Below are 22,868 nucleotides of genomic sequence, written 5' to 3'. Positions count from 1 at the left end.
CGGGATGGCACGGCGACGAGCGCTGTCGGCATCGGCGACGCCCGCACCGACCACGCTCGGCACTTTCGCCCGGGATTGGCGTAAGCCGCTGCTGCGCAACGGCTTGCTGCTGACGGCCAGCTCCGGGCTGTCGGCGCTGATCGGGTTCGCCTTCTGGGCGCTCGTGGCCCGGCATTACGACGCCGCTTCGGTGGGCAGCAACGCGGCCGCGATTTCGATGGCGGTGCTCGCTGCCACGGTCGCCCAGCTGAATCTGTCCAGTGCCATGGTCCGGTTCGTGCCGACCGCGGGGCGCCGCACGGCGGCGCTGATCGCGGGGGCACATGTGGTCAGTGCGACCCTTGCCCTGATTATCGCGGTGGGTTCGGTGCTGGCGGTCGGGGTCATCGCGCCCGGCACCACCTTCCTGTCCGATGACCGGGCCCAGGTGCTGTTCGTCGCAGGCACGGTCGCGGTCACCCTGTTCGTCCTGCAGGACGGTGTGCTGGTCGGATTGCGGCGCACTCCCGTTGTCCCGCTGGCCAACATCGTGTTCGCGGTGACCAAGCTGGTTTTGGTCGTAGCCGTGGCCGCGACGTTGCCTCGCTATGGCATCTTCGCGTCGTGGACGGTGGCGTCGTCGGCTGTCGTCGTGCTCGTCGGCGCCTACCTGTTCCTGTGGGCTGTCCCCCGCCGGGTCCGGGCGGCGGATACCACCGAGACGCTGCCGCCGATGCCGCAGATCGCTCGCTTCGTGACAGTCGACTATGTGGGATCGGTGTGCTCGATCGGTGCGGCGATGCTGTTGCCCATCCTCGTGCTCCACGCACTCGGCCCCGTGCCGACCGCCTACTTCTCGATCGCCTGGGCCATCGCGAACGTCATCCACCTGATCAACGTCAACTTCGGCACGTCCCTTGTCGCGGAATCCGCCACCGATCCGTCACAGCTGGCCCGCAATGTGCACCAGATCCTCGTGCACGGCGCCAAGCTGGTGCTCCCGATCGTGGCCGCGGTGCTCGTGCTCGCCCCGGTCGTACTCGCCATCTTCGGCAGCGAGTACCGCGCGGGCGCCGATGTGCTGCGCGTGCTGGCGTTCGCGGCGGTCCCCGGTCTGCTGGTTTCGACGGCGATCAGTTCGGCACGGGCGAATCGCAGGCTGGGTCTGCTCCTGACGATCCAGGCATCGAATTTCGTCCTCACCGTCGGCCTGGCCTGGGTCCTGCTGGACCTCGTCGGCGTGGTCGGAGCGGGGGTGGCCTGCCTGCTGAGCCAGACCTCGATCGCCTGCGCACTGCTGGTGCGCCGCGACCTCTGGTGGTCTGTCGACGCGCACCGCAGGGCTGTCACCGCGCCGATGCCGGTCCGGTTGCGCAGTGCGGCAGCACTTCTAGTTCTCCGGGCAGCCGGAGCCACGCGCCGACGGAAGACCCTGGACCGAGCGAGGGCGGTGCTGCGCAGGCCGGATTCCGCCGCCGCGAGTCGCGATCTGGTGCGCCGGGCCGCACAGCTCGACACCGATCCACCCGCGAAGGCATGGACCCGTGCCAGGACCGTCCGAACGGTTACCGATGTCGCGGTCGCCTACCTCGGTCACGGTGACGGCCCGCCGACCGCGGTCCTGAAAGTCGCCGGATCGCCGCTGGCCGCCGCCGACCTGCGCCGGCAGCGGGAGATCCTGACGAGCCTGTCCGCCGACTCCCTGCTCGGCGACTGGCCCCTGCTCCCCCGCGTTCTTGCGTTCGGCGACGACTCCGACGGGGTGGCCTCCATCGAGACATACCATCCGCGAGTAGACCTGACCACGGTCCTGACCACGCACCCGGAGCGGTTCGAGGCCCTGACGACGCTCGCACTCACCTCGATCGAGGAGTTGCACCGCCGCACCGGTCGCCTCGCCGTGGTGGACGACACCATGCTCACCGGGTGGGTCGACGAGCCCGTGCGCACCCTGACCGAGATGTGCCGGATCCTGTCCCCCGCGTCGATCGACACCGCCGACCGGATCAGGACCGTGGTGCGCGCCGCACTGACCGGCCACATCCTGATGACCGGCTGGGCGCACGGAGATTTCCACTGCGGCAACGTCATGCTGGAATCCGGGCGCGTCACCGCCATCATCGACTGGGGTGGCGCCCGGCCGGAATGGCTCTGCGCGCTCGACGCCTACCACCTGGTCTTGACCGCATCCTGCATCGTCGAACAGCGCGAACTCGGCTCGGTGCTGGCCCGGCGCCTGCGCGCAGGCGGTTTCACCGAGCGCGAACGTCGTCAGCTCGACCTCGTTCGCGGTGCCGCGGCGCGCGGGGACCCGCTGGACGAGCGGATTGCGATCCTGCTGACCTGGCTGCATCATGTCGCGGCGTTGTCCCGTAAATGCGGCGTCTATCGCGAGCACCGCGTCTGGTGGGCCCTCAATGCCGAACCTGTGCTGCGCGCGTTCGCCGACCTCGCCCCGACACTCGAGGCGCAGCAGCGCACCACGGAACTTGCTGTCGACCGACCGGATCTGCCGGTATCGGCAGCCGCTGCCGCACCGGCAGATCTCGCGGAATTCGAAGCCGAGTGGGACCCCGACACCACACCGGCCCCGGCGCCGGATCGCGGAGAGCGGTCCGACCAGCTCACCGTCTCGGTCGTCATCTGCTCCTATGCCGAGGACCGTTGGGACACTTTGGTTCTCGCGGTCACCTCGGTCCAGGCGCAGTCGCGGCCCGCCGAGGAAATCGTGGTGGTGATCGACCACAACACAGTGCTACTGGATCGCGCACGCACCCTGCCCGGTGTGACGGTCGTTCCGAACCGCAACACGTCAGGGCTGTCCGGCGCCCGCAACACCGGAACAGCGGTCAGCACAGGCGATATCGTGGCGTTCCTCGACGACGACGCCTTCGCCGACGCCGATTGGCTGGCCGAACTCGCCGCGCCCTACGCCGACCCCGCGGTGCTCGGCGTCGGCGGCCTGGTCACCGCGAACTGGCTCACAGCACGGCCGTCCTGGTTTCCCCCAGAGTTCGACTGGGTGGTCGGCTGCACCTACCGCGGCATGGCCACCGGGCGCGCGGCGGTGCGCAACATGATCGGCGCCAATATGTCGTTTCGGCGCGAGCTGCTCGTCGCATCGGGCGGATTCCGTACCGACCTCGGCCGGGTGGGGGCGCGGCCGCTCGGCTGTGAGGAGACCGAGCTGTGCATCCGCCTGCGGCGCGGCCACCCGGATGGCGTGCACTTGTACGAACCCGCGGCGCGGGTGTGGCACAGCGTCCCCGGCACTCGTGCGACGTGGTCGTATTTCCGCTCGCGCTGCTATTGCGAAGGCCTGTCCAAGGCGAGAGTCAGCGTTCTCGCGGGCTCCGATCGAGCCTTGGCCAGTGAACGGTCGTATCTGAGGTCGACGGTGCCGCTGGGTGTGCTGCGCAACCTCGGTGCCGGATTGCGTGGGCGCCTCTGGGGATTCGTCACCGCGGTCGTGATGCTGGTGGGGGTCATGGCTACCGCGATCGGCTATGCCGCGGGCACCCGTGCGGGGCATCGCACACCGGCGCCGCGGACCACCTTCGGGCTGGCAGGCGCCTGGCGCTACACCGGCGTGGTGATCGCGGCCGCGTTGTGGGTGGTATCGCTGCCGCGCATCGAGCTCGATCGCATCGGTGACTACGGCCTGCTGCCGCTGCTGCCGTTCACCTTCTGGGCGGCACTGGCTGTGCTGCTCGTGAGTTTCGGTGTGCTGGTGCAGGCAAGGGCGGCGACGACGCGGTTGCTGGCCGCGCATGTTGTCGTCCTGATCGCGATACTGCACGCGACGCCGTCGGTGACCTACGAGACGCTGCGCTATTCGTGGGCGTGGAAGCACGTGGGCATCGTCGACTTCTTCCAGCGGCACAACGGCGTCGACACCACGCTGAACGAGCTGGCGGTGTACCAATTCTGGCCGGGGTTCTTCAATCTCAACGCGATGCTGGTGAAAGCCGGTGGGGTGGAGTCCGCGCTCGGCTACGCCGCATGGGCGCCGCCGGTGTTCAACTTGCTGCTGATCGGCCCGCTGTATCTGATCTTCAGGACCTTCAGCGCCGATCGGCGCCTGATCTGGTCCGCGATCGTGATCTACGTCCTCGGCGCGTGGGTGGGCCAGGACTATTTCGCCCCGCAGGCAGGTGCCAACTTCCTGTACCTCACGATCGTGGCGCTGGTCTTGCGGTATCTGCGCCGGGAGTCCATGGCCCGCGACCGGCGGGTGATCGCGGTGGTCGCGATCGTGCCGATGATGGCGGCGATCGTGCCCACCCATCAGTTGACGGCGCCGATGGTCATCCTGGCTCTCGGTCTGCTCGCCGTGTTCGGCGTTCGGCGAGTTTTCGTGTTGACGGTCCTCATAGTCGCTATGACGGTCGGCTGGGATCTGCTCGTAGCCGGGCCCTGGCTGAGCGAGAACCTCTCCGGCTTGCTGGCGAACTTCGGCGACGCCGAGTCGAATGCCGGGGCGAATTTCATCGATCTGGATGCGGGCAGCCGCAGTCAAGTCGTGGTCGCCGAGGTCGACCGTGCGCTGAGCGCCGCGATCTGGCTCTTGGCCGTCGTCGGATTCGCCCGGCGTTTCCGCGGGCGCGGTGAACTCGCACTGCCGCTGCTGGCCGTCGCGCCGCTACCGCTGATCCTCAGCAACGACTACGGCGGCGAGATGGTCTTCCGGGTCTACCTGTTCGGGCTGCCGTTCGTGGCCTTCTACGCGGCGGCCGCCTTCTTCCCGCGCCCGGCCGCCGACGCGCCCCGCCGGCTCGGTCGGCTGGCGCTGCCGGTGGTGCTGCTGCTGCTCGTGACGGGGTTCGGTTTCGGCTACTACGGCAAGGAGCAAACGGCCTACTTCGCGCCCGAGGAATACGCGGCAGCTCAGTTCGTCTACGGCATCGCTCCGCGCGGGTCGCTGGTCATCGGTGCGACGAGTGGCTTTCCCTGGGCGTTCAAGAATTTCGAGTTCTACGACCACATATGGTTCGCGACCTTCGACGCCGATGACCGGGAAGCCATTGTCGCGGAACCGGTCTCGCAGTTGGGCGACATGATGTCGGCGCGACGCCACCATCACTCGTATCTCATCCTCACCCGCAGCCAGAGCGCCGGGATGACGCTGTCCGGTGACCTCCCGGGCGACGCGCTCGCGCGGATCCAGCAGACCCTGTCCGAGTCACCGAGATTCACCGAGCTCTACCGGAATTCGCACGCCGTGGTGTTCACCCTGACCCAGCCAGCACCGGAGTGAGAAGATGACGCGAATTCCTGCTGGGCTCACCCGCTATCGGCTTCCCGATCGCGCGGCGCTGCGGCGTGGTCTGGGTTCGACCCCGGCAACGACCTGGGTGCTGGCCGGTTCGGGCTGGGTCACGCTGCTGGCCGTCCACGCCATCTCCCCCGATTCACCGCTAGCAGTGCTGCGGACGCTCGTCGTCTTCGCGTTCGTGCTGCTGTGCCCCGGTCTCGCTGTCGCGAGATTGCTGCCGCTGCGCGAGGACATCGAGGTCTGGGTGGTGGGGATCGCGCTGAGTATGTCCTTCGGCCTGCTGGTCACTGTCGCGTTCACCGCGGCGCGCAATGATTCGACGACGTCGCGGTTGGTGGTGCTGGCGGTCATCACCACCGCGGCGGCCGCGGTGCAGATCTTTCGATCGGCGCGGCCATGACGATCGTCCCGATCCTGCTCTACCATTGCGTGTCGGCCGATCCGGCGGGGTGGATCGCGCCCTATGCCGTGTCGCCACGGACCTTCGCCCGGCACGTCGAGTTGATGGCGGCGAGTGGCCGAACGCCGATGACCGTCACCACCCTGACCGACGCGCTCCGCGATGGACGGGAGTTGCCGGCACGCCCGCTGGTGGTGACCTTCGACGACGGCTTCGCCGACTTCGCCGATGCCGCAACGGTTCTCGCCGCCCGTCAGATTCCGTGCACGCTCTACGTGACGACCGGCGCATTGCGCGGACCTCACCAGTCCTCGCGGCTGTGCCTGCCACCCGCCCGGATGCTGGCGTGGTCGCAACTGCCCGAACTGGCCGAGCACCACGTCGAGATCGGCGCCCATACCCACACTCACCCGCAGCTCGACATCTTGCGGGAACGGGTGGCAGCGGCCGAGATCCGCGAGTGCAAGGACCTGCTCGAGGACGCGATGGGCACCGAAGTCCGCAGCTTCGCCTATCCCCACGGCTTCCACTCGGCACGGGTCAAGCGCCAGGTGCACGTCGCGGGCTACACCTCGGCAGCCGCGGTGGGCAATGCCTTGAGCTCGACGGCCGACGATCCCTTCGCGCTGGCCCGGCTGACGATTCGCTCGACGACCACCATCGACGAGCTGACGGCCTGGCTGGCGGGCCGAGACGCTGCTGTCGCGCCGTTTCCGCAGGCGTGGCGAACCACGGCGTGGCGAACCTACCGCCGGTTGCGCGGTCGCCGATCGACGCGCGGAGTCATCACGATGCCCGTCCGGCCATCGAGACCACTAGGAGGTATCTGACCATGCGCACCCTCGTTACCGGCGCTGCCGGATTCATCGGTTCGACTCTGGTCGACAGCCTGCTCGCCGACGGCCATACCGTCGTCGGTATCGACAATCTCGCCACCGGTCGAATAGGCAACCTGGACAGTGCGTTTGGGCACGACACTTTCGTCTTCGTCGAGACCGGTGTCGCGCGACGCGAGCTCGCCGAGATTGTGGGCGATGTCGCGCCGGAGGTGGTGTTCCACCTCGCCGCCCAGGTCGACGTCCGCAAATCGGTCGGCGATCCCTGCTCCGACGCGGACACGAACGTACTGGGCACCATCAATGTGGCCGAGGCGTGCAGGCAGGCCGGGACTCGCCGCGTCGTCTTCGCCGCCTCCGGCGGATCCCGTTACGGCACACCCACCGCACTGCCGATCGGCGAGGACGCGCCGCCTCACCCCCTCTCCCCGTATGCGGCCGCCAAGGTCGCCGGTGAGCTCTACCTCGCCGCGTACGCCGACATGTACGGGATGGCGCCGATCAGCCTTGCTTTGTCGAATGTTTATGGGCCACGCCAGGATCCGCGCGGGGAAGCAGGCGTCGTTGCGATCTTCGGGTGTGCGTTGCTGCACGGACATCCGGGGACCATCTACGGTGACGGCACCGCCACCCGCGACTATGTCTATGTCGGTGATGTCGTCGACGCGTTCCGGCGTGCGGGCGCGGCGCCGGAATCGCTGACCGGCACCTTCAATATCGGCACCGGGGTGCAGACCACCACCACCGATTTGCATCGCATGATGGCGGCGGCGCTGGGCATCGACGATCCCCCGGTGTACGCACCGGCACGGACCGGGGAGATCCAGGCCATCGCGCTCGATCACACCGCGGCCCACCAGAACCTGGGCTGGGATCCGCAGGTCGACATCACCCACGGGATCGATCACACCATCGCCTGGCTGCGCGACACCCTCGATCTGCGCGGCAGCGCGACTGTCACCGCGTGAACGGAGCTGGATATGGCGCCAACGACAAGCACGATCGGCTCATCGGCACCCCGGGTGACCGTCGGGGTGCCACGAGATGTGTGGGCCGAGCTGCACCGAGCGGACGCGCACGCCGTGCCCACCCAGACGCTGGAATGGCTCGACTGTCTTGTCGCGACAGGGAGCTACCGGGACGCGAGCAGGCTGTACGAGATGCCCGACGGCCGCCGGGCGCTGCTTCCGCTGGTTCGACGGACCTATCCGACCGGCGGGTCGTCGGTCCTGCAGTCGCTGCCCAAGGGCTGGGGGTACGGCGGGCTGATCGCGCCCGACGGCGTCGTACCCGATCTCGTCTCCGCAGTGTTCGACGACCTGTCCGCGACACCCGCGCTGCGGATACATCTTCGCCCCAATCCGTTGCACGCCGCCGCGTGGGCCGAGGCCGCCGCAACGCACACCGGCGTCACCGCCGTTCCCGCACGCGCGCACATCCTGGATTTGGACGGCGGTTTCGAGCACGTGTGGCAGCACCGATTCAAGGCGGCGACGCGCACCGCCGTCCGGCGCGCCGAGCGGGCCGGGGTGACGGTCGAGACCGACACCACCGGTCGCCTCGTTCCGGTGTTCTACGACCTGCTGCGACGCTCCTTCGATCGGTGGGCACGCCAGCAGCACGAACCCGTGCGGCTCGCCAGACTCCGTGGGCGACATCGGGATCCGGCCGCCAAGTTCGCCACGATCGCCGCGCACCTCGGCGGGCGATGTCAGGTGTCGGTGGCCTGGTTCGAGGCATTACCGGTGGCCGCGATTGTTGTCCTGCGCGGCGGAGCGAACGCGCACTACACCCGCGGGGCGATGGACGAATCGCGCGCCTTCCCGACGGCGAACCGGCTCCTGCACACCGTGGCGATCGAAGCCGCGTGCCGCGGCGGCTGTCGCAGCTACCACATGGGAGAGTCCGGCGCCTCGCCCGGCTTGGCCCGATTCAAGGGCTACTTCGGTGCCGAACCCTGCGACTACTGCGAGTACTGGCTCGAGCGTATTCCCGTCTACCGGGCCGACCAGGCGCTGCGGGGCTGCGTCAAACGCGTGATCGGGTTCCGCGATGTCTAGGCACGGGCTCCGGGCGCGCGTGTGTGCGGCTGTGTTGGTGAGTGTCGTCGCTGTGACCGTGGCCGCCTGTGGCACAAGCGCGCCCGACCCTGTCGATCCCTTGCCGCGCGGCCGCTATGTTCTGCTGGCCAACGCGCAGACCAGCGACGTGCGTGTGCTCGACGCGTCGACCTGGGCCGGTCAGGGGGAACCGATCGAGGTCGGTCCCATCCCGTCCGACGTGGTGGTGAGTCCGACCGGCGACCGGGCCTATGTCGTCAGTCCCACGGCCAGCGTGGTCACGGTGGTCGACATCGCCACCCGGCGCACCGTCGGTGACCCGATCCGGGTCGGCACCTATCCGACGGGGGTGGTCGTCAGCCCGGACGGGGGTCGCCTCTACGTCGCGGGCGGCGAGACCGACGACGTGCGCGCCTACGACACGACCACCCGTCGCATGGTGGGCAAGCCGATGAAGATCGGCGACGCGCCGGGCGGTCTGGCGATCAGCGCGGACGGGCGGTGGATCTTCGCCACCAGCCAGTACCAGAACGACGTGCGCGTGATCGACACCGAAGTGCTTGCCGTCGTGGGCAACCCGATCGTCGTCGGCAAGGCACCGGCGCGGGCGGCGGTGAGCCCGGACGGGCGTCGCGTCTATATCGCCAACGCCAATTCCGACGATGTCTCGGTCGTCGACACCGAAACCCGGCGGGTCGTCGGGGAGCCGATTCCGGTCGGCAGCTATCCGACCGGGATCGTCAGCAGCGCCGACGGCAGGCGCGTCTTCGTCGCGAGCCAGAACTCCAACGATGTGCGCGTCATCGACACGACCACGCTGCGGGTGATCGGGACACCGATCGCCACCGGTGCCGCGCCCGCCCAGATGACGGCGAGCCCGGACGGGCTGCTCTACGTGGCCAACGTGTACTCCGACGATGTGACCGTGATCGACACCCGGACACTGCGGGCAACCGGCTCGGGCGCGGTCGGCCGGACCCCACGAGGCATCGCGGTGGTGGCGACATGACCGTGCGGCACCACCGTGCGTCCTCGCGCCTGGGCATCGCGGTGGCCGTCGCCCTGCTCGGTGCCGGCTGCGGCGAGGCCTCGACGACCGTCGGCCAGACCCGGCCGACGTTCGCCGACGAGTTCGACGGCCCGCCCGGTGCAGCACCCGATCCGTCGATCTGGCGCCCCGATGTCGGTGGAACCGGCTGGGGCAACGAGGAATTGCAGTACTACACCCGAGGCGCCAATACCGCCCTCGACGGCCGGGGAAACCTCGTGATCGAGGCCCGCGAAGGATCGGACGGGCACTCGTGCTGGTACGGGCGCTGCAGCTACACCAGCGCAAAGCTGACGACCCGGCAACGACGCGGTGTCGCCTTCGCCCAGCGCTACGGCACGTTCGAAGCGCGGATCCGCATGCCGAGCGGGGCCGGGCTCTGGCCTGCCTTCTGGCTACTCGGCGAGAACATCGACGCCGTCGGCCATCCGGAGGCCGGCGAGATCGATATCGTCGAAACGCTGGGCACGCGTACCGATTCGGTGGAACAGCACGTGCACGGGCCCGGACTCGACTTCGGTGCCGAATTCCGTCTCCCGGCCGGACAGTCGGTGACGGACTGGCACACCTATGCCGTCGAGTGGGCGCCGGAGCGGATCACCTGGCTGGTGGACGGACAGGCAACGCGCTCGCTGACCCGAGCCGAAGCCGGTCCCGGCTGGGTCTTCGATCACCGGTTCTACCTGCTGCTGAATCTCGCCGTCGGTGGCGAGTGGCCGGGGTCGCCGGACCGCGACACCGTGTTCCCGGCCCGGATGCTCGTCGACTACGTCCGGGTCTATCCCGGGGAACGGTACTGAGACGATGACAACGCTGACGTGGGACGTGCAGACACCGCAGGGTCGAGCACGGGTGACCAGTCCGGCGCCGCGCGCGGTGTGGGACGAGATCGTCGCCGCCGATCCCCTTGCGGGACCGTCACATCTGCCCGCCTGGTCGGAGGCGGTGTGCCGAGCCGACGGCTGGACCGAGGCCAGCAGGCTCTACGAACTGCCCGGCGGCAGGCAGGCCGTGCTACCGCTGGTTCGCCGCGCCGTCGGCGGGTCACCGGGTGACCCGAAACTGCTGACCGTGCAGGCCTCGTTCCCGCACGGCTGGGGGTCGGGCGGGATCGTGGCACCCGGCGGGCCAAGGGTCGGCGATGTCGCGGTGGTTCTGGCCGACCTCGCCGCGGGCCGAGAGCTCCAGACGCTGCTGCGGCCCGGTTTCGCCGCGGCCGTGGCCTGGCGTGAGGCATGGTCGGGGGCGAGTGGCCGTGTCCCGGTGCGGATTCCGGTGCAGACCCATGTGCTCGATCTCGACGGCGGGCTGGACGAGGTCTGGTCGCGGCGGCTCAGTTCCAAGGCGCGCACGGGCATTCGCAGCGCCCGCCGCAAGGCCGACAGTGCCGGGCTGGTCATCGAGGTCGGCAGTTCCCCCCAGCTGGTGGACGACCTGTACGACGTGTACCTGCGGTGGGTGGCCCGGCGGGCACAACAGCGGCGGGTGCCACGCCGGATGGCCCGGCGACGGGGAATGCGCGCCGAGCCGCTGCGCCGGTTCCACACCGTCGCAGCGGCATTCGAGGATCAGTGCCGGATCTGGGTAGCGCGCCTGGACGGGATTCCGATCGCCGCCGCCATCGCGGTCTTTCACGGCGGGGTGGGTGTCGGCTGGCGTGCCTTCAGCGACCGCGAGCTGGCCGGGCCGCTGCGGACCCATGAGCTGATGCAGTTTCTGGCCGTCGAACATGCCTGCCGGATCGGGTGCCGCTACTTCGACATGGGCGAATCGGGCGGAGTCAGCACGCTCACCCACGTCAAGGACCGGCTCGGCGGCACCCGGCAGCACCTCGCCGAGTACGCCTTCGAGCGGGTTCCGCTCAGTCGATTCGACAGTGGGCGCATCGCACTGCGCGGCTACGTCGAGCGGCGCGTGCTCGCGATGGACCACGCCGCGGATCGACCTCGCCCATGAGTGAGCGGGTGGCACCGCTGGATCTGCTCTGCACCGCGCAGACGGTCACCGACCTGCTGGGCCGGGCGATCGCCGACCGGGACCGGCTCGACACCTTCCTGCTCACCGCCGGATTGAACCAGCTCGTCGAGGATCGCCTCCATCCCGATCCACTCCAATTGCACCGCGCCGCGGACTTTCTCGACGACAGCACCGCCAGGGGCGCCCACCTCGCCGCCGCCCTGGCTCGCGGCGCGGCGCTGGTGTTGCGCCCGATCGCCGTCGGCCGGGGTGCGGGCGAGCTGCGGCGGCTGCGCGACGCGCTCGGCGACACGTCGATCCGGTGCGGACACACTGTCCTCGATCCCGCCGCCGACCTGTCGATCGGCCCCACCACGGTACTGCCGGCAACCCGGCGGCTACGCGGGGAAATCCTGCGGATTCCCACGTGTTTCCGCAGCTTCGACCAGCACCCGGACGATGTTGTCGAGCTTGCGCACCGGTTGCTGAAGGATGCCGATCGCTCGGCGCCGATCTGCGTTGTCGGCGTGCGGACCTCGGGAAGTTATCTGGCTCCGCTGTGCGCCGCCGCGCTCGAGCTGGCCGGAGCGACGGCAGTGTCTGTGCGCACCTACCGCCCCGGTCGGCCATGGCGGCGAACCGAGGCCGCGCAGCTGCGCGCGGTCGTGGCCGCGGGCGGCACGATCGTGGTGATCGACGACCCACCGGTCACCGGAACCGCGTTGGCCAAGACGGGACGAGCCGTCGAAGAGCTCGGTATCCCCCCACGCGCGATCGTCTTTGTGCTGGCCTTGGCCGGAACCGATACGCCGGCGACGATCCGGCGGTGGCACACGATCACGCTGCCCTGGCCGCAGTGGAGTGTGCACCAGCGGCTGACCGACGAGGCGGTCGGTGCGACGCTGGCCGGGCTGCTCGGCCCGGAACACGACGTGGTGGCCCGGCATCGGCCAGGAGCGCACGGACCCAGCTGGGCTCGCGTGCGCGAACGGTACGCGGTGGAGATCACCACCGGCAGCGGCGTGACTCGCCGCGAGATCGCCGTCGAAGGCGCGGGTCTCGGCTACTTCGGGCGGCACGCACTGGCGGTGGCAGCCGCCCTGCCTGGCCATTTTCCCTCGGTGTACGGGCTCGTCGAGGGCTTGCTCTACCGCGACTGGGTCCCCGGCACCGATCCACCCGGCGACGTCGCGGTGGCCGAGCAGATCACCCGCTATGTGGTCGACCGTCGTCGCGCGCTGCGGGTCGGCTCGGACCCGACCACCCGTTTGCGTGGGCGCAGGCCCGCCTGGGAGGTCGCGGCCGGGCTGCTGAGCGGGGAGTTCGGCCAGCTCGGGCCTGCCGGGCAAACCGTGCTTCTCGATCGGATCGTCCGGAAACTGCTGCGGGTCGACACGGCGAGCATCGCCGACGGACACACCCATGCCCGCTACTGGGTGCGCGCCGAGCCGACCGGGCCACTGCGCAAGGTCGACTTTCATCAGTTCTCCTTCAGCAACCTGGAGATGACGTGCTACGACGCGATCTTCGACCTCGCGGGTGCCGCCGCCGATCCCCCCTCCTGCACCTTCGAATCCCAGCTGCGCAGCGCCTATCTCGCGCAAACCGGCGAAACGATCGATCCCGAGAAGTGGTTGCTGTATCGGCTCACGCAGCTGTGGGGTCTCGGCCGGGCCGACGAGCTGGCCGGTCCCGACCTCGAGGACCGTTGTGCGGAGGCCGTGCACGACTACCTGGCCACGGTCTTCGCCGTTCCCCAGCCGACGACCACCAGCGCGGCGCCGATCTGTGCACTCGACCTCGATGGGGTTCTGGAGACCGATCCGCTCGGTTTTCCGTGCACGACGCCGACCGCCGCGCTCAGCTTGCGGGCCCTGCTCGTGCACGGGTACCAGCCGGTCCTGGTGACCGGACGCAGCCTGCCCGAGGCGGCGACCCGGTGTAGACAGTTCGGCCTGGCCGGCGCGGTGGTGGAGTACGGCACCGCGCTCTATGACCACCGGACCCGGCACTGTGCCGACCTGCGTGAGGGCAGTGCCGCGCAGACCATGCTCGAGGTTCGGCGCTACCTCGGCACACACGAGGGCATCGAGGTGGACCGGCGCTACCGCTACAGCGTGCGCGCCCGGTCGCGGCGTGGACCGATCCCCGCTGCGCTGACCCGCGCGATCACCGCGATGAGGGGGTCGGGGAGCAGATCCGCCCAATCCGGCGCTAAGCGCTGAACATCGAGCGGTGTTGGCGTACAGGTGATTTCATGTCGTCGTGACCGATGAGGGCGGCTACGGCCGGTTTGGGACGCTGTCTCGTGTTGAGCTGGAGCGGTTTTTCTACCTCGACGACGAAGACCGGAGACTGATCGCGGGACGGCGTCGGGACTACAACCGGCTGGGTTTCGCCCTCCAGGTCGTCACGGTCCGCCAGCTGGGCATGTTCCTAGCCGATCCGCTCGACGTGCCACCCGAATTGGTCGACTATCTCGCCGAGCAGTTGGGTATCGAGGACTCCTCGTGCGTGAAGCAGTACACCGAGAGGGAGAAGACCAAGCTCGAGCATGCCTGGGAGATCCAGCACGAATACGGCCTGACCTCCTACAGCGAGGTTGAGGCGGAGCTGGCGGCTTGGGTTGCTGATCAGGCGTGGGTCAGCGGCGACGGGCCAAAAGCGACGTTCGCTGGCGCGGTCGACTGGCTACGCAACCGCCAGGCGCTGCTGCCCGGTCCCCGAACGTTGGAACGGTTGGTCACCGAGGGCCGCCAAACCGGTGATCAGCGGTTGTGGGCTGCGCTGACCAATCAGCTGAGCGCCGGTTCGGCGACGGCGCTACTGGCATTGCTGGACCCACCTGAGGGCAAACGCCGGGTCAGCGAGCTGGAACGGCTGCGCAAGGGCGTGTTCCGCAACAGTTCTAAGGGGATGCTGGATGCCCTGGACCGGTTGGCCGACCTCATCGCGCTCGGTGGCCAATCCTTGGATGTGTCGATGGTTCCGCAGCGTCGGGTCATCGGCCTGGCTACCTACGGGTTGTCGAGCAAGGCACCCGCGCTACGGCGTCTGCAACCCCGCGACAACCGGCTGGCGGTGATGGTGGCCACGGTGAAAACGCTGTCGGGCAGAGCGACCGACGATGTGCTCGAGTTGTTCGATCTGTTGATGGTCACCGATCTGATGTCGAAGGCCGAACGCGCCTCGCGTGAGGAGAAGCTGCACCGGTATCCGCGGGTCTCGCGTAATGCGGGCAAGCTCGCTGCGGCGGTGAAGGTGCTGTTGGAGATGACCGAGGTCGAGCCGGACATCAGCTTGGAGATGGTGTGGGATCTGATCGAGAACACCGCGACCAAGAGCGAGTTACGTGCCGCGGTCGCGGTGATCGACGAGCTCGTCCCGGTCGATGACGCCGAACTCGCTGAGCATCGTCTCGACGAGCTGGCCGGGCGGCTGGCCACGGTCCGGGTGTTTCTGCCTGCGATGATGCGGACCGTGGCGTTCGGGGCGACTGCCGAGGGTTCGGCGGTGCTGGCAGCGATGAAAGTACTCGCCGAGCTGATGACGAAGAAGACGAAATTGCCCGCGAGCTGGCTCGATGCTCGCCAGGTCGACCACGACCTCATCGGCGGCGGGTGGAAGCGGCTGGTCTACCGCGAGGGTCGGCCACCGGAAACGGTCGACCGTGCCGCATACACGATGTGTGTGCTCGAGCAGTTCCATCGCCATCTCAAGCACCGCACCATCTTCGCGCCGCACTCGCTGGCGTGACCCACGAGCCCAACTGCTGGCCGGGCCCGCGTGGGAGCGTGCCCGCGAGGCCGGGATGAACGCGTTGAACCTGCCCAGCGATCCCGTGGTGTTGCTCACCGAGCACGCCGCCGCGGTGGACACCGCCTACCGTGAGGTCGCGGCGAGGTTGGATAGCGACGGTCCGGCCACCGTCGATGAGGACGGCCGTCTGCACCTTGCCGCGTTGAAGGCCGAGCCGGACCCGCCGTCGCTGGTCGATCTGCGCCGCCGGGTCGAGGCGATGGTGCCCGAGGTCGATCTGCCTGAGCTGGTCCTCGAGGTCATGTCCTGGGTGCCCGGGTTCACCGAGTCGTTCACCCACACCTCCGGCAACGGTGCCCGTGTCGCCGACCTGGGATTGTCGGTCGCCGCGGTGCTGTGCGCGAATGCGATGAACGTCGGTTTCAAGCCGGTGACCAGCCCCGGCGTGGACGCGCTGACCCGTGACCGTCTGCACCACGTCGAACAGAACTACGTTCGTCTGGAGACGTTGACCGCGGCCAACTCCGAGTTGGTCAAAGCCCAAGCCGAGATCGAGTTGGCGCAGCTGTGGGGTGGTGGACGGCTCGCCTCGGTCGACGGCATGCGGTTCGTGGTCCCGGTCCGCACCATCCACGCCAGGCCGAACCCGAAATACTTCGGCCGCAAACGCGGCATCACCTGGTTGAACATGCTCAACGACCAGTCCGCCGGCCTGTCGGCCAAGGTCGTATCCGGGACGCCGCGCGACTCGTTGAATTTCATCGATGTCGTGCAACTCCAGCAGGGCGGGAAGCGGCCTGACGACATCATTACCGATACTGGTTCTTATTCCGACATCGTGTTCGGTTTGGTGCATTTGATCGGCAAGCGGTACCGGCCGCAGTTGGCGAACCTGCCCGATCAGCGGCTGTGGCGGTTCGACCCGGGTGCCGACTACGGGCCGCTCAACCAGGCGGCACGGGGCCGGATCGATATCGACAAGATCGCAGCCCACTGGGAGGACATGTGCCGGGTCGCGGTGTCGATCAATGAATGTGAGGTCTCCTCCGCCCACGACGTCACCCGCATGATCTCCCGCGACGGGAACCCGACCCCATTGGGGCAAGCGATCGCGCATTACGGGCGGATCTTCAAAACCCTGCACATCCTGCGCCTGGCCGACGACGAACCGTACCGGCGCGAAGGCAAAGTCCAGGCCAATCTCGTCGAGGGCCGCCACGACCTGGGGCGCCGTATCTACCACGGCAAGAAGGGAGAGATGACCCGCACCTACTACGAGGGCATGGAAGACCAGCTCTCCGCGCTCGGGCTCGTCCTCAACTGCACCGTTCTGTGGAATACGTTCTACACGAACCGAGCCCTGGAACAGCTACGCACCCACGGCTATCCGGTGCTCGACGCCGACGCGGAACGGCTCTCGGCGTTCATCCGCACACACATCGGCATCGACGGCCACTACGCCTTCCACCTGCCCGATCTCGGCGGAATGCACAGACCGCTACGCGATCCCGATGCCCGCAACGACGAATGATGCGGTCGGCACTGCCAGCTCCCTGAACGGCCGAGCCCGGCCTCACGCGCAGGGCGCGAGGCCGGGCTCGGCGGTAGTCGGTGATGTCAGTGCGGTGCGGTGGGCCAATTCTGCGGTAGATCCAGTGCGGCGCCGATGATCTGTATTGCGCTGATCAAGGCCTGAACTTCATCGAGCCCAGGTGCTGAACCGCCCCGACGGCCTTCGATGCCATACGGGCAGACGAAGTTCCGCGGTCGCTGCGGATCCGGACCGGGGCGGCCGATGACGACACGTACCGGTCCGTCGGCAGTGAGGACGGTGCGGGAGGCCACCGGGTGATCGATGTCGTCGATGTTCATCGGCTGACCCCCGAACCCGACGACGCGACCGGAAATCCGAGATCGCTTTGCCCGAAAACCGTGAAGTTCGCGCCAGCAGCGTTGGCGCGCTCGAGTTCGGCGCCGACCTCGGTCAAAGCCGAGTACAGGGCCGCGAGAGCATCCGTTCCCGATGCCGAGGAGGTGCGCACACCCTCGATGCGGAACCCGCATCTGAAGCCGTCGCCGGATGGCGTGGGTGCGCCGAATTCGATCAGCACGGGCCGATCTCCGTCGGCCACAGTCCGCGACGCGATCACTTCACCGATCTCTTCACTCACCAGCGTCTCCCTCGAAAGGTCGTCGGAGCTCAGATGTTTCCCAAGCACTGTTGGTACACGATCCAGGCGTTCTCCCGGCAGAACTGCGTGAGCTGTTCGTCCGGAATGCCATAGCAGTAGTTCATTTGGTCGTTGTAGAGGGCGTCGCAGTTCTCCTTGGGACCCGCTGCCAGCACCAACAACACCCGAAGTGGGTCCGGCTCGGCAGCAGCGGCGGCCGGAGCGGCCGACAATCCGGTCAGCGTCGCGGCGACCACGGCGAGCGCACTGAATCCGACGAACAACCTGGTAATCATGAAATCCCCCGATCATGTTGAGCTGCTATCGCAGCTGAGTGTACGGGTCTCTGGGCATGACGGTCATGAGTTCCAGCGCCTTCCGGGCATGTCCCGCGCCCCGCCGCGTTCGATCCTGGGAATCAGTGGCCACGGCGTCGGCGCGCAGCCGGGTCACTGTCGGCTTGGAACTTCCGCAGCCCCTCGTCGGACACACGCGCATACTTGGCGAGGCTCCGCACCGAGGTATGTCCGGACAGTTTCATCAATACGGGTGTCGAGGCACCGTCCTCCGCGGCATGGGTGAGCCGGGAATGGCGCAGCTGATGCAGTGTGTACGGGCCACCGTCGAAGACGGCGGTGTGTTCCTCGAACAACTCGGCCGCGCGCCGGTAGGACAGCCTCGCCCGACCGGTCGACGGATCGACATCGTTGGCCGCCACTGAGGGTCGCGCCTTGCGGTCGGTGAGAAACAGCGGTCCGGTCTTGCGCCCGGCCAGCATCCGCGGGAGCAACCTCGCGGTGCCGGTCTGCCACGCGATGACTTCGCGGGCCCCACCCTTCCGGGTCACCACCGCGCACCGGTTGCCGGCATCGAGTTCGGGTATGTCGAGCGTCAATGCTTCCTCCGCGCGGGCGGACGATTCGTAGAGCAGATGCCACAGCACCCGGTCCCGCAGTGGTACATCCGATCTCAGGATCTGCGCGACCCGCTCCCGGCTCAACGCCTTGCTGGTGTCCGGCGGCGCGGGACGGGCCCGCAACCGCATCAGCGGATCACCGTTCAGCCAGTCCTGCTCACGCCAGTAGCCGAACGCCGAACCCAGCGCGGTCAATCGGATATTGAACGTCTTGGCGGACTTGGCGCCCCACACGTAGGTGAACCAGCCGCTGACCCGATCCGGTTCCGAACCCAGCACCGCCACATCAGTATCGGCACCGAAATCGGCGACGAGGCGATCCAACGCCGCCGCGTACGTCGCGCGGGTGTTGGACACGGAGATGGTGTCGAGATAGATCCGCGCCGCATCGGCCAGCCGCACACCCGTCACCGGCCGCGGCAACGTCCGAATCCGCCTCATCATGCCTCTCCATCTCGATATCGCACATAGTTTCCCGAGTCGCTGGCGTATGGAACGCGCATCGCACCAGGACGACTCGGGAGTTAGCGCACATAGTATGTCACTATCTGCGGTAACTCCTTAGCGCCGGATTGAGCAGATTTGCTCCTCGACCCCCGATGACCGGCGGGGCGGTGCGCGTCGTCGTCGGGGCGGGGCAAACAGATTTCGTCCCGAGCGGGATGGACAAGGGCACCGGTCTGCGCGCACTGTCGGCTCGGCTCGGCGGTCATGTCGCGCTGGCTGTCGGTGACACCGGCGAAGACCTGCCGGTCTTCGCCGGGGCCGTGATCTCACGAGCGCCACGCAACGCGGACGACGCGGTGCGCGCCGCCGGGATTCCGCTGACCAGGGGCTCCTACCAGTCCGGACTCACCCAAGCGTGCGCCGCGCTGCTCGGGCACCGTCCCGGCAGCTGCCCGCTGTGCCGCCTGCCCGTCCTGGCTCCACGGACTGCCGCGCTGTGCGGGGTGCTCGGGCTGCGGGAGAACGGTGTGCGCGGGCTGGCCACCCGCACGGCTCTTCTGACCGCTGCCACGGCCACTCACAATCGCAGATGACGTTCGACGATCGCCCGCGCCACCGCCTGCACGGTGACATGGTTGCTGCGGGCATGGTTGCGGATCAGCGCGAACGCCTGGTCCATATCGATGGTGTTCTCGTTGGCGAGGATGCCCTTGGCCTGCTCGATCACGATCCGGGTGTCCAGGGCGCGCTGAAGCTGCTCGGTGAGCTGGCGCTGGTGGTGCTGGACGGCGAAGTTGACGAGATACCCGCCCGCGATATCGGCCAGCGCCCGTGCTGCTTCGAGGTCGGCTCTGCACCATGTTCGCTGTTGGGCGGCGTAGAGGTCGAGCACTCCGACCCCTTCGGTGCCGTGGGTGATCGGGATGGCGGCCACCGCGGCGATACCGACTCGGCGTGCGGCGGCCACGTAGCCCGGCCACCGCACGGTGTATTCCCCCACATCGGTGACCGGCACCGTCGCATGGGTCGTGTGCGCGACGCAGCACGGCCCCGACCGCAACTGCTCCTGGCATCGCTCCAGCTCAGCGGCGGGTTCGGAAGCCGCGGTGACGTAACGCAATTGTCCGTCGGTAGCCAGATTGACGCCGGCTCCCGTCAGGTCGAGAAGCCCGGTGACGGTCTGGGTCAAGTCGAGCAACACCGCATCGGTGTCGTTCGAGACAGGCAGGCGGGCCAACCGTGACACCGCCCCGATCAACGATTCGATGTCATACACGCGCACTGTCCTCAGCTCGCACAATCAGCTATCTCACCGTTACCATCGGCGAGCGCGGGAACCCCATTACATCGGCTGTGTCGCCGAAGGCTGCCGCCGATCGCTGTACCGCCGACCCGCACGCCCGGACCATGCCGGTCAGCTGTTGCTGCCTGCCGCGCCGGTGTGCAGGTCGAGGGTCCAGTTCTGGCCGACGAGATCGTGGCCGAAGCTGCGGTGATGTTCCTCGTCGGCGAGGGTGAAGCCAATGCTCTGGTAGATCTTGCGGGCCGCCACGAGCACGTCGTTGGTCCACAGCGTCACCTGCTCGTAGCCCGCCTCACGGGCGAAGGACAGGCACTCCTCGACCAGGCGCGTCCCGAGACCGAACCCCCTGCCCTCCGGCATGACGAGCAGCAATCGCAGCTTGGCCACCGTCGGGCGGTCGCCGGCGACCAGGAAGGTGCAACCCACACGCCGGCCGTCGAGTTCAGCGATCCATGCCGCCTCGCGGGCCGGGTCGCGCTTGGCGCCGTAGTCGGCGACGATCTCGGCGACCAGGACCTCGAAGTCGCTGTCCCAGCCGAACTGCTGGTCATAGCTCTCGCCGTGGGCCATCACCACCCATCCCAGGTCGCCGGGACGGTCGGCGCGGCGCACGACGACCTTCTTCTGATGTTGCTGCGACATGAACCGGTCTCCCGTCTTCCCGTGATCAATCACTGAAACGACTGTTTCAGTTAGGCTAGCCGCATGCCCCAGCAAGCGCCAACCCCCTCCACCCGGCAGACCGAGCTGCTGGAGGCGGCCTACCAGTACGCCCTTGACCACGGCCTGACGGACCTGTCGCTGCGTCCACTGGCGCAGGCCATCGGCTCCAGCCCGCGGGTCCTGCTGTTCCTCTTCAAGAGCAAGGACGGCCTGGTGCGGGCGCTGCTGGCGCGGGCCCGCGCCGAGGAGCTGGCGTTCCTGGACCGGGCCCGGCAGCCCGATCGCCCCGCCGGGCTGGTCCCGGCCGTCGAAGGGGTCTGGGCGTGGCTCGCCGCGAAGGAGCACCGGCCACTGCTTCGGCTGTGGGCAGAGGCGTACGCGCGCTCTCTCGTCCAGCCCGACGGGGTCTGGGCCGGGTTCGCCCGCGCGACGGTGGAGGACTGGCTCGGCGTCCTGGCCGGCTGCCAGCCGCAGGCCGAACGCGACAGCGAGGACGGTGCCGCCCGCCGCACCCTGGCCCTGGCCGTACTGCGAGGTGCCCTCCTCGACCTCCTCGCCACGGATGACGAGAAGCGGATCACCGCCGCCGTCGCGCACCAGCTCGCCCTGCTGCGCGACTGAAACGGTGCCTGGTACGCGGGTTCGGGCCGCGCGTGCGGGGGGCTGACCCGGTTATCGACCCGCTGTGCGGCACGCACAAACCACCTGGACTCAGATTGTCCGAGTCAGGATGTGGCGGTACCAGCGGCAGACGCCCAAGGCGAAGCGTAGTTCGAAGGTGTCGGTGTCGACCGCGATGCCGTAGCGGCCGGTGACCTGCTGGATGCGGTATTGGACGGTGTTGCGGTGGACGTCGAGGACGCGGGCGGTGCGCGAGTAGCTGGCACCTTCGGCGAGGAACACGTCGAGGGTGTTCCGCAGTAGCTCCACCTTGGCACCATCGCCGGCCAGTGGGCCCAGAACGCGGTGGACGAGGCCGGCTAGTTCGTCCGGGTCGTCGGACAGCAGCGCGAAGGGTGCGATCGTGTCGTAGTCGATGACCGTAGGTGCGGCCTCCCCGGCCGAAATGACCAGCGCCTTCGTTCGTGCCGCACTGCGGGCCGAGCGCCGGAACCCGGGCAGCCCGTCGCCGACCGGGCCGAGAGCGACGCGCACCGGCAAGCCGGAGGCCTCGACCTGTTCGGTGAGTTCGCCGAGCACGCACGGCTCCTCGACCGGGAACCAGATACACATGGCGCGGTCCCCCGACGCCGCGACCAACTCGGTGCCACCGGTCCGCATCGCCGTGGACAGCAGCTGTCGTGCCTGCTCGAGCGCGCGCACAGCGTCCGTGCCGGTGACCGTCGACCACACTTCGGCCGCGTGGTGGCGCTGGTCGAGTCGATAGTCGAGCACTTCCTCGGCCGCCGCGACGTCGACATCGTCGTTGTCGAGCAGTCGTGCGATCCACTGCTGGCGAGCGGCTTGGCGACGGCTGAGCCAGCGATCGCGTTCCGCCTCGTAGATCCGGCCCATCGACGAATTGAGCCGATCCAGGTAGGTCCCCGCGAATTTGAGCAACTCCGCGATCCGGGCGGGTTGGTCAGGGCCCGGAACGGCGAGGATCAGCCCGATCGCCGCGTCGAGGACCCGGTACTGCCCCAGCCCGTAGGCGCGCAGCAGAATCGTCAGCGGTACACCGCGCCTGGCCAGGCGTTGGGCGTAGGCGGCAGCACCGGCGGGCGGGTCGACGGTGGCCGGGTCGACACTGTTCGCCAGGACGTACTGCACGGCGGCGATGTTCTCCGCGATGCTGGCGGCCCGCATCTCGGCCAGGTCGGCGGCGACGTCGTTGAGCGGGATCATCTGCTCGGTCACCCGGATGAGGTCGTCGGTGATGGCGTCGACCCGTGGACCGAGGGCCTGTCCCACCCACACCAGAGATCCGTACGCTGCCACGGCCGCTTCCATTTGTTGAACAAAAACTGTCGAGAGCATTGTGCCATCAGCACAAATTTCTGATGGATTAGGTCTGGGTGTCGGTAAACAAACCGGTCATGTGGTCGTGACAGCGTG

20 protein-coding genes are annotated in these 22,868 nt (G+C 68.3%); 13 read left to right on the top strand and 7 right to left on the bottom strand.

Translation table 11 applies throughout. The features are described 5' to 3' along the window. The first annotated feature begins 4 nt into the window (after positions 1–4). From ACTWPB_RS21635 to ACTWPB_RS21585, 11 genes are read left to right on the top strand one after another with little or no spacing between them, the layout of a single operon-like run. Positions 5–5,236, top strand: coding sequence for a glycosyltransferase (locus tag ACTWPB_RS21635; protein WP_446222396.1), 5,232 nt, complete (start codon positions 5–7; stop codon positions 5,234–5,236). Between the two features lie 4 nt (positions 5,237–5,240). Then, complete coding sequence (locus tag ACTWPB_RS21630; protein WP_446222395.1) at positions 5,241–5,654, top strand: hypothetical protein; 414 nt, start codon at positions 5,241–5,243, stop codon at positions 5,652–5,654. Further along, on the top strand, positions 5,651–6,484 hold the full coding sequence (locus ACTWPB_RS21625; RefSeq protein ID WP_446222394.1) for a polysaccharide deacetylase family protein: 834 nt from the start codon (positions 5,651–5,653) through the stop codon (positions 6,482–6,484). Before ACTWPB_RS21630 ends, ACTWPB_RS21625 begins: the two co-directional genes overlap by 4 nt. Positions 6,485–6,486: 2 nt before the next feature. Beyond that, positions 6,487–7,458 (top strand): NAD-dependent epimerase/dehydratase family protein, encoded by a 972-nt coding sequence (locus ACTWPB_RS21620; RefSeq protein ID WP_446222393.1) that lies wholly within the window; start codon positions 6,487–6,489, stop codon positions 7,456–7,458. 12 nt (positions 7,459–7,470) lie between these two features. Further along, positions 7,471–8,550, top strand: coding sequence for a GNAT family N-acetyltransferase (locus ACTWPB_RS21615; RefSeq protein WP_446222392.1), 1,080 nt, complete (start codon positions 7,471–7,473; stop codon positions 8,548–8,550). 37 nt (positions 8,551–8,587) lie between these two features. Continuing rightward, the gene (locus ACTWPB_RS21610) at positions 8,588–9,559 is read left to right on the top strand and encodes a beta-propeller fold lactonase family protein (protein ID WP_446222391.1); all 972 of its coding nucleotides are present in this window, start codon (positions 8,588–8,590) and stop codon (positions 9,557–9,559) included. After that, positions 9,556–10,398, top strand: a complete 843-nt coding sequence (locus ACTWPB_RS21605) for a glycoside hydrolase family 16 protein (protein WP_446222390.1) — start codon at positions 9,556–9,558, stop codon at positions 10,396–10,398. Before ACTWPB_RS21610 ends, ACTWPB_RS21605 begins: the two co-directional genes overlap by 4 nt. Positions 10,399–10,402: 4 nt before the next feature. Further along, the gene (locus tag ACTWPB_RS21600; protein ID WP_446222389.1) at positions 10,403–11,554 is read left to right on the top strand and encodes a GNAT family N-acetyltransferase; all 1,152 of its coding nucleotides are present in this window, start codon (positions 10,403–10,405) and stop codon (positions 11,552–11,554) included. Then, positions 11,551–13,779, top strand: a complete 2,229-nt coding sequence (locus ACTWPB_RS21595) for a hypothetical protein (protein ID WP_446222388.1) — start codon at positions 11,551–11,553, stop codon at positions 13,777–13,779. The genes ACTWPB_RS21600 and ACTWPB_RS21595 overlap by 4 nt, the downstream gene beginning before the upstream one ends. A 40-nt stretch (positions 13,780–13,819) precedes the next feature. Further along, on the top strand, positions 13,820–15,310 hold the full coding sequence (locus ACTWPB_RS21590; RefSeq protein WP_446222387.1) for a DUF4158 domain-containing protein: 1,491 nt from the start codon (positions 13,820–13,822) through the stop codon (positions 15,308–15,310). A 55-nt stretch (positions 15,311–15,365) separates the two neighbouring features. After that, positions 15,366–16,844: a transposase gene (locus tag ACTWPB_RS21585; protein ID WP_446222386.1), complete on the top strand. Its 1,479-nt coding sequence runs from the start codon at positions 15,366–15,368 to the stop codon at positions 16,842–16,844. 86 nt (positions 16,845–16,930) lie between these two features. On the opposite strand, the gene ACTWPB_RS21580 is transcribed toward ACTWPB_RS21585, so the two are convergent. The 4 genes from ACTWPB_RS21580 to ACTWPB_RS21565 form a co-directional block, all read right to left on the bottom strand. Then, positions 16,931–17,185 carry a DUF6968 family protein gene (locus ACTWPB_RS21580; protein WP_446222385.1) on the bottom strand — a complete coding sequence of 85 codons (255 nt, stop codon included), beginning with the start codon at positions 17,183–17,185 and terminating at the stop codon, positions 16,931–16,933. Beyond that, positions 17,182–17,484, bottom strand: a complete 303-nt coding sequence (locus ACTWPB_RS21575) for a DUF6968 family protein (RefSeq protein WP_446222384.1) — start codon at positions 17,482–17,484, stop codon at positions 17,182–17,184. The genes ACTWPB_RS21580 and ACTWPB_RS21575 overlap by 4 nt, the downstream gene beginning before the upstream one ends. Positions 17,485–17,513: 29 nt before the next feature. Continuing rightward, positions 17,514–17,780: a hypothetical protein gene (locus ACTWPB_RS21570; RefSeq protein ID WP_446222383.1), complete on the bottom strand. Its 267-nt coding sequence runs from the start codon at positions 17,778–17,780 to the stop codon at positions 17,514–17,516. 122 nt (positions 17,781–17,902) lie between these two features. Beyond that, on the bottom strand, positions 17,903–18,844 hold the full coding sequence (locus ACTWPB_RS21565) for a tyrosine-type recombinase/integrase (RefSeq protein WP_446222382.1): 942 nt from the start codon (positions 18,842–18,844) through the stop codon (positions 17,903–17,905). Positions 18,845–18,999: 155 nt separating this feature from the next. On the opposite strand from ACTWPB_RS21565, the gene ACTWPB_RS21560 reads away from it, so the two are divergent. Then, positions 19,000–19,440: an HAD family hydrolase gene (locus ACTWPB_RS21560; RefSeq protein ID WP_446222381.1), complete on the top strand. Its 441-nt coding sequence runs from the start codon at positions 19,000–19,002 to the stop codon at positions 19,438–19,440. On the opposite strand, the gene ACTWPB_RS21555 is transcribed toward ACTWPB_RS21560, so the two are convergent. Further along, a complete protein-coding gene (locus tag ACTWPB_RS21555; RefSeq protein ID WP_446222380.1) occupies positions 19,425–20,123 on the bottom strand; it encodes an ANTAR domain-containing protein in 699 nt (232 codons plus the stop codon). The two genes, ACTWPB_RS21560 and ACTWPB_RS21555, sit on opposite strands and share 16 nt — an antisense overlap. A gap of 138 nt (positions 20,124–20,261) precedes the next feature. Next, a complete protein-coding gene (locus ACTWPB_RS21550) occupies positions 20,262–20,792 on the bottom strand; it encodes a GNAT family N-acetyltransferase (protein ID WP_446222379.1) in 531 nt (176 codons plus the stop codon). A gap of 63 nt (positions 20,793–20,855) precedes the next feature. Between ACTWPB_RS21550 and ACTWPB_RS21545 the strand changes: the two genes are divergently transcribed. Then, on the top strand, positions 20,856–21,434 hold the full coding sequence (locus ACTWPB_RS21545; protein WP_446222378.1) for a TetR/AcrR family transcriptional regulator: 579 nt from the start codon (positions 20,856–20,858) through the stop codon (positions 21,432–21,434). 90 nt (positions 21,435–21,524) lie between these two features. Here ACTWPB_RS21545 and ACTWPB_RS21540 read toward each other — a convergent pair whose 3' ends face one another. Next, entirely contained in the window at positions 21,525–22,751 is a 1,227-nt protein-coding gene (locus tag ACTWPB_RS21540) for a PucR family transcriptional regulator (RefSeq protein ID WP_446222377.1), read from the bottom strand. Between the last annotated feature and the right edge of the window lie 117 nt (positions 22,752–22,868).

This window comes from Nocardia sp. IBHARD005 (assembly GCF_052814245.1).
This window is presented reverse-complemented; position numbering and strand designations above follow the sequence as displayed.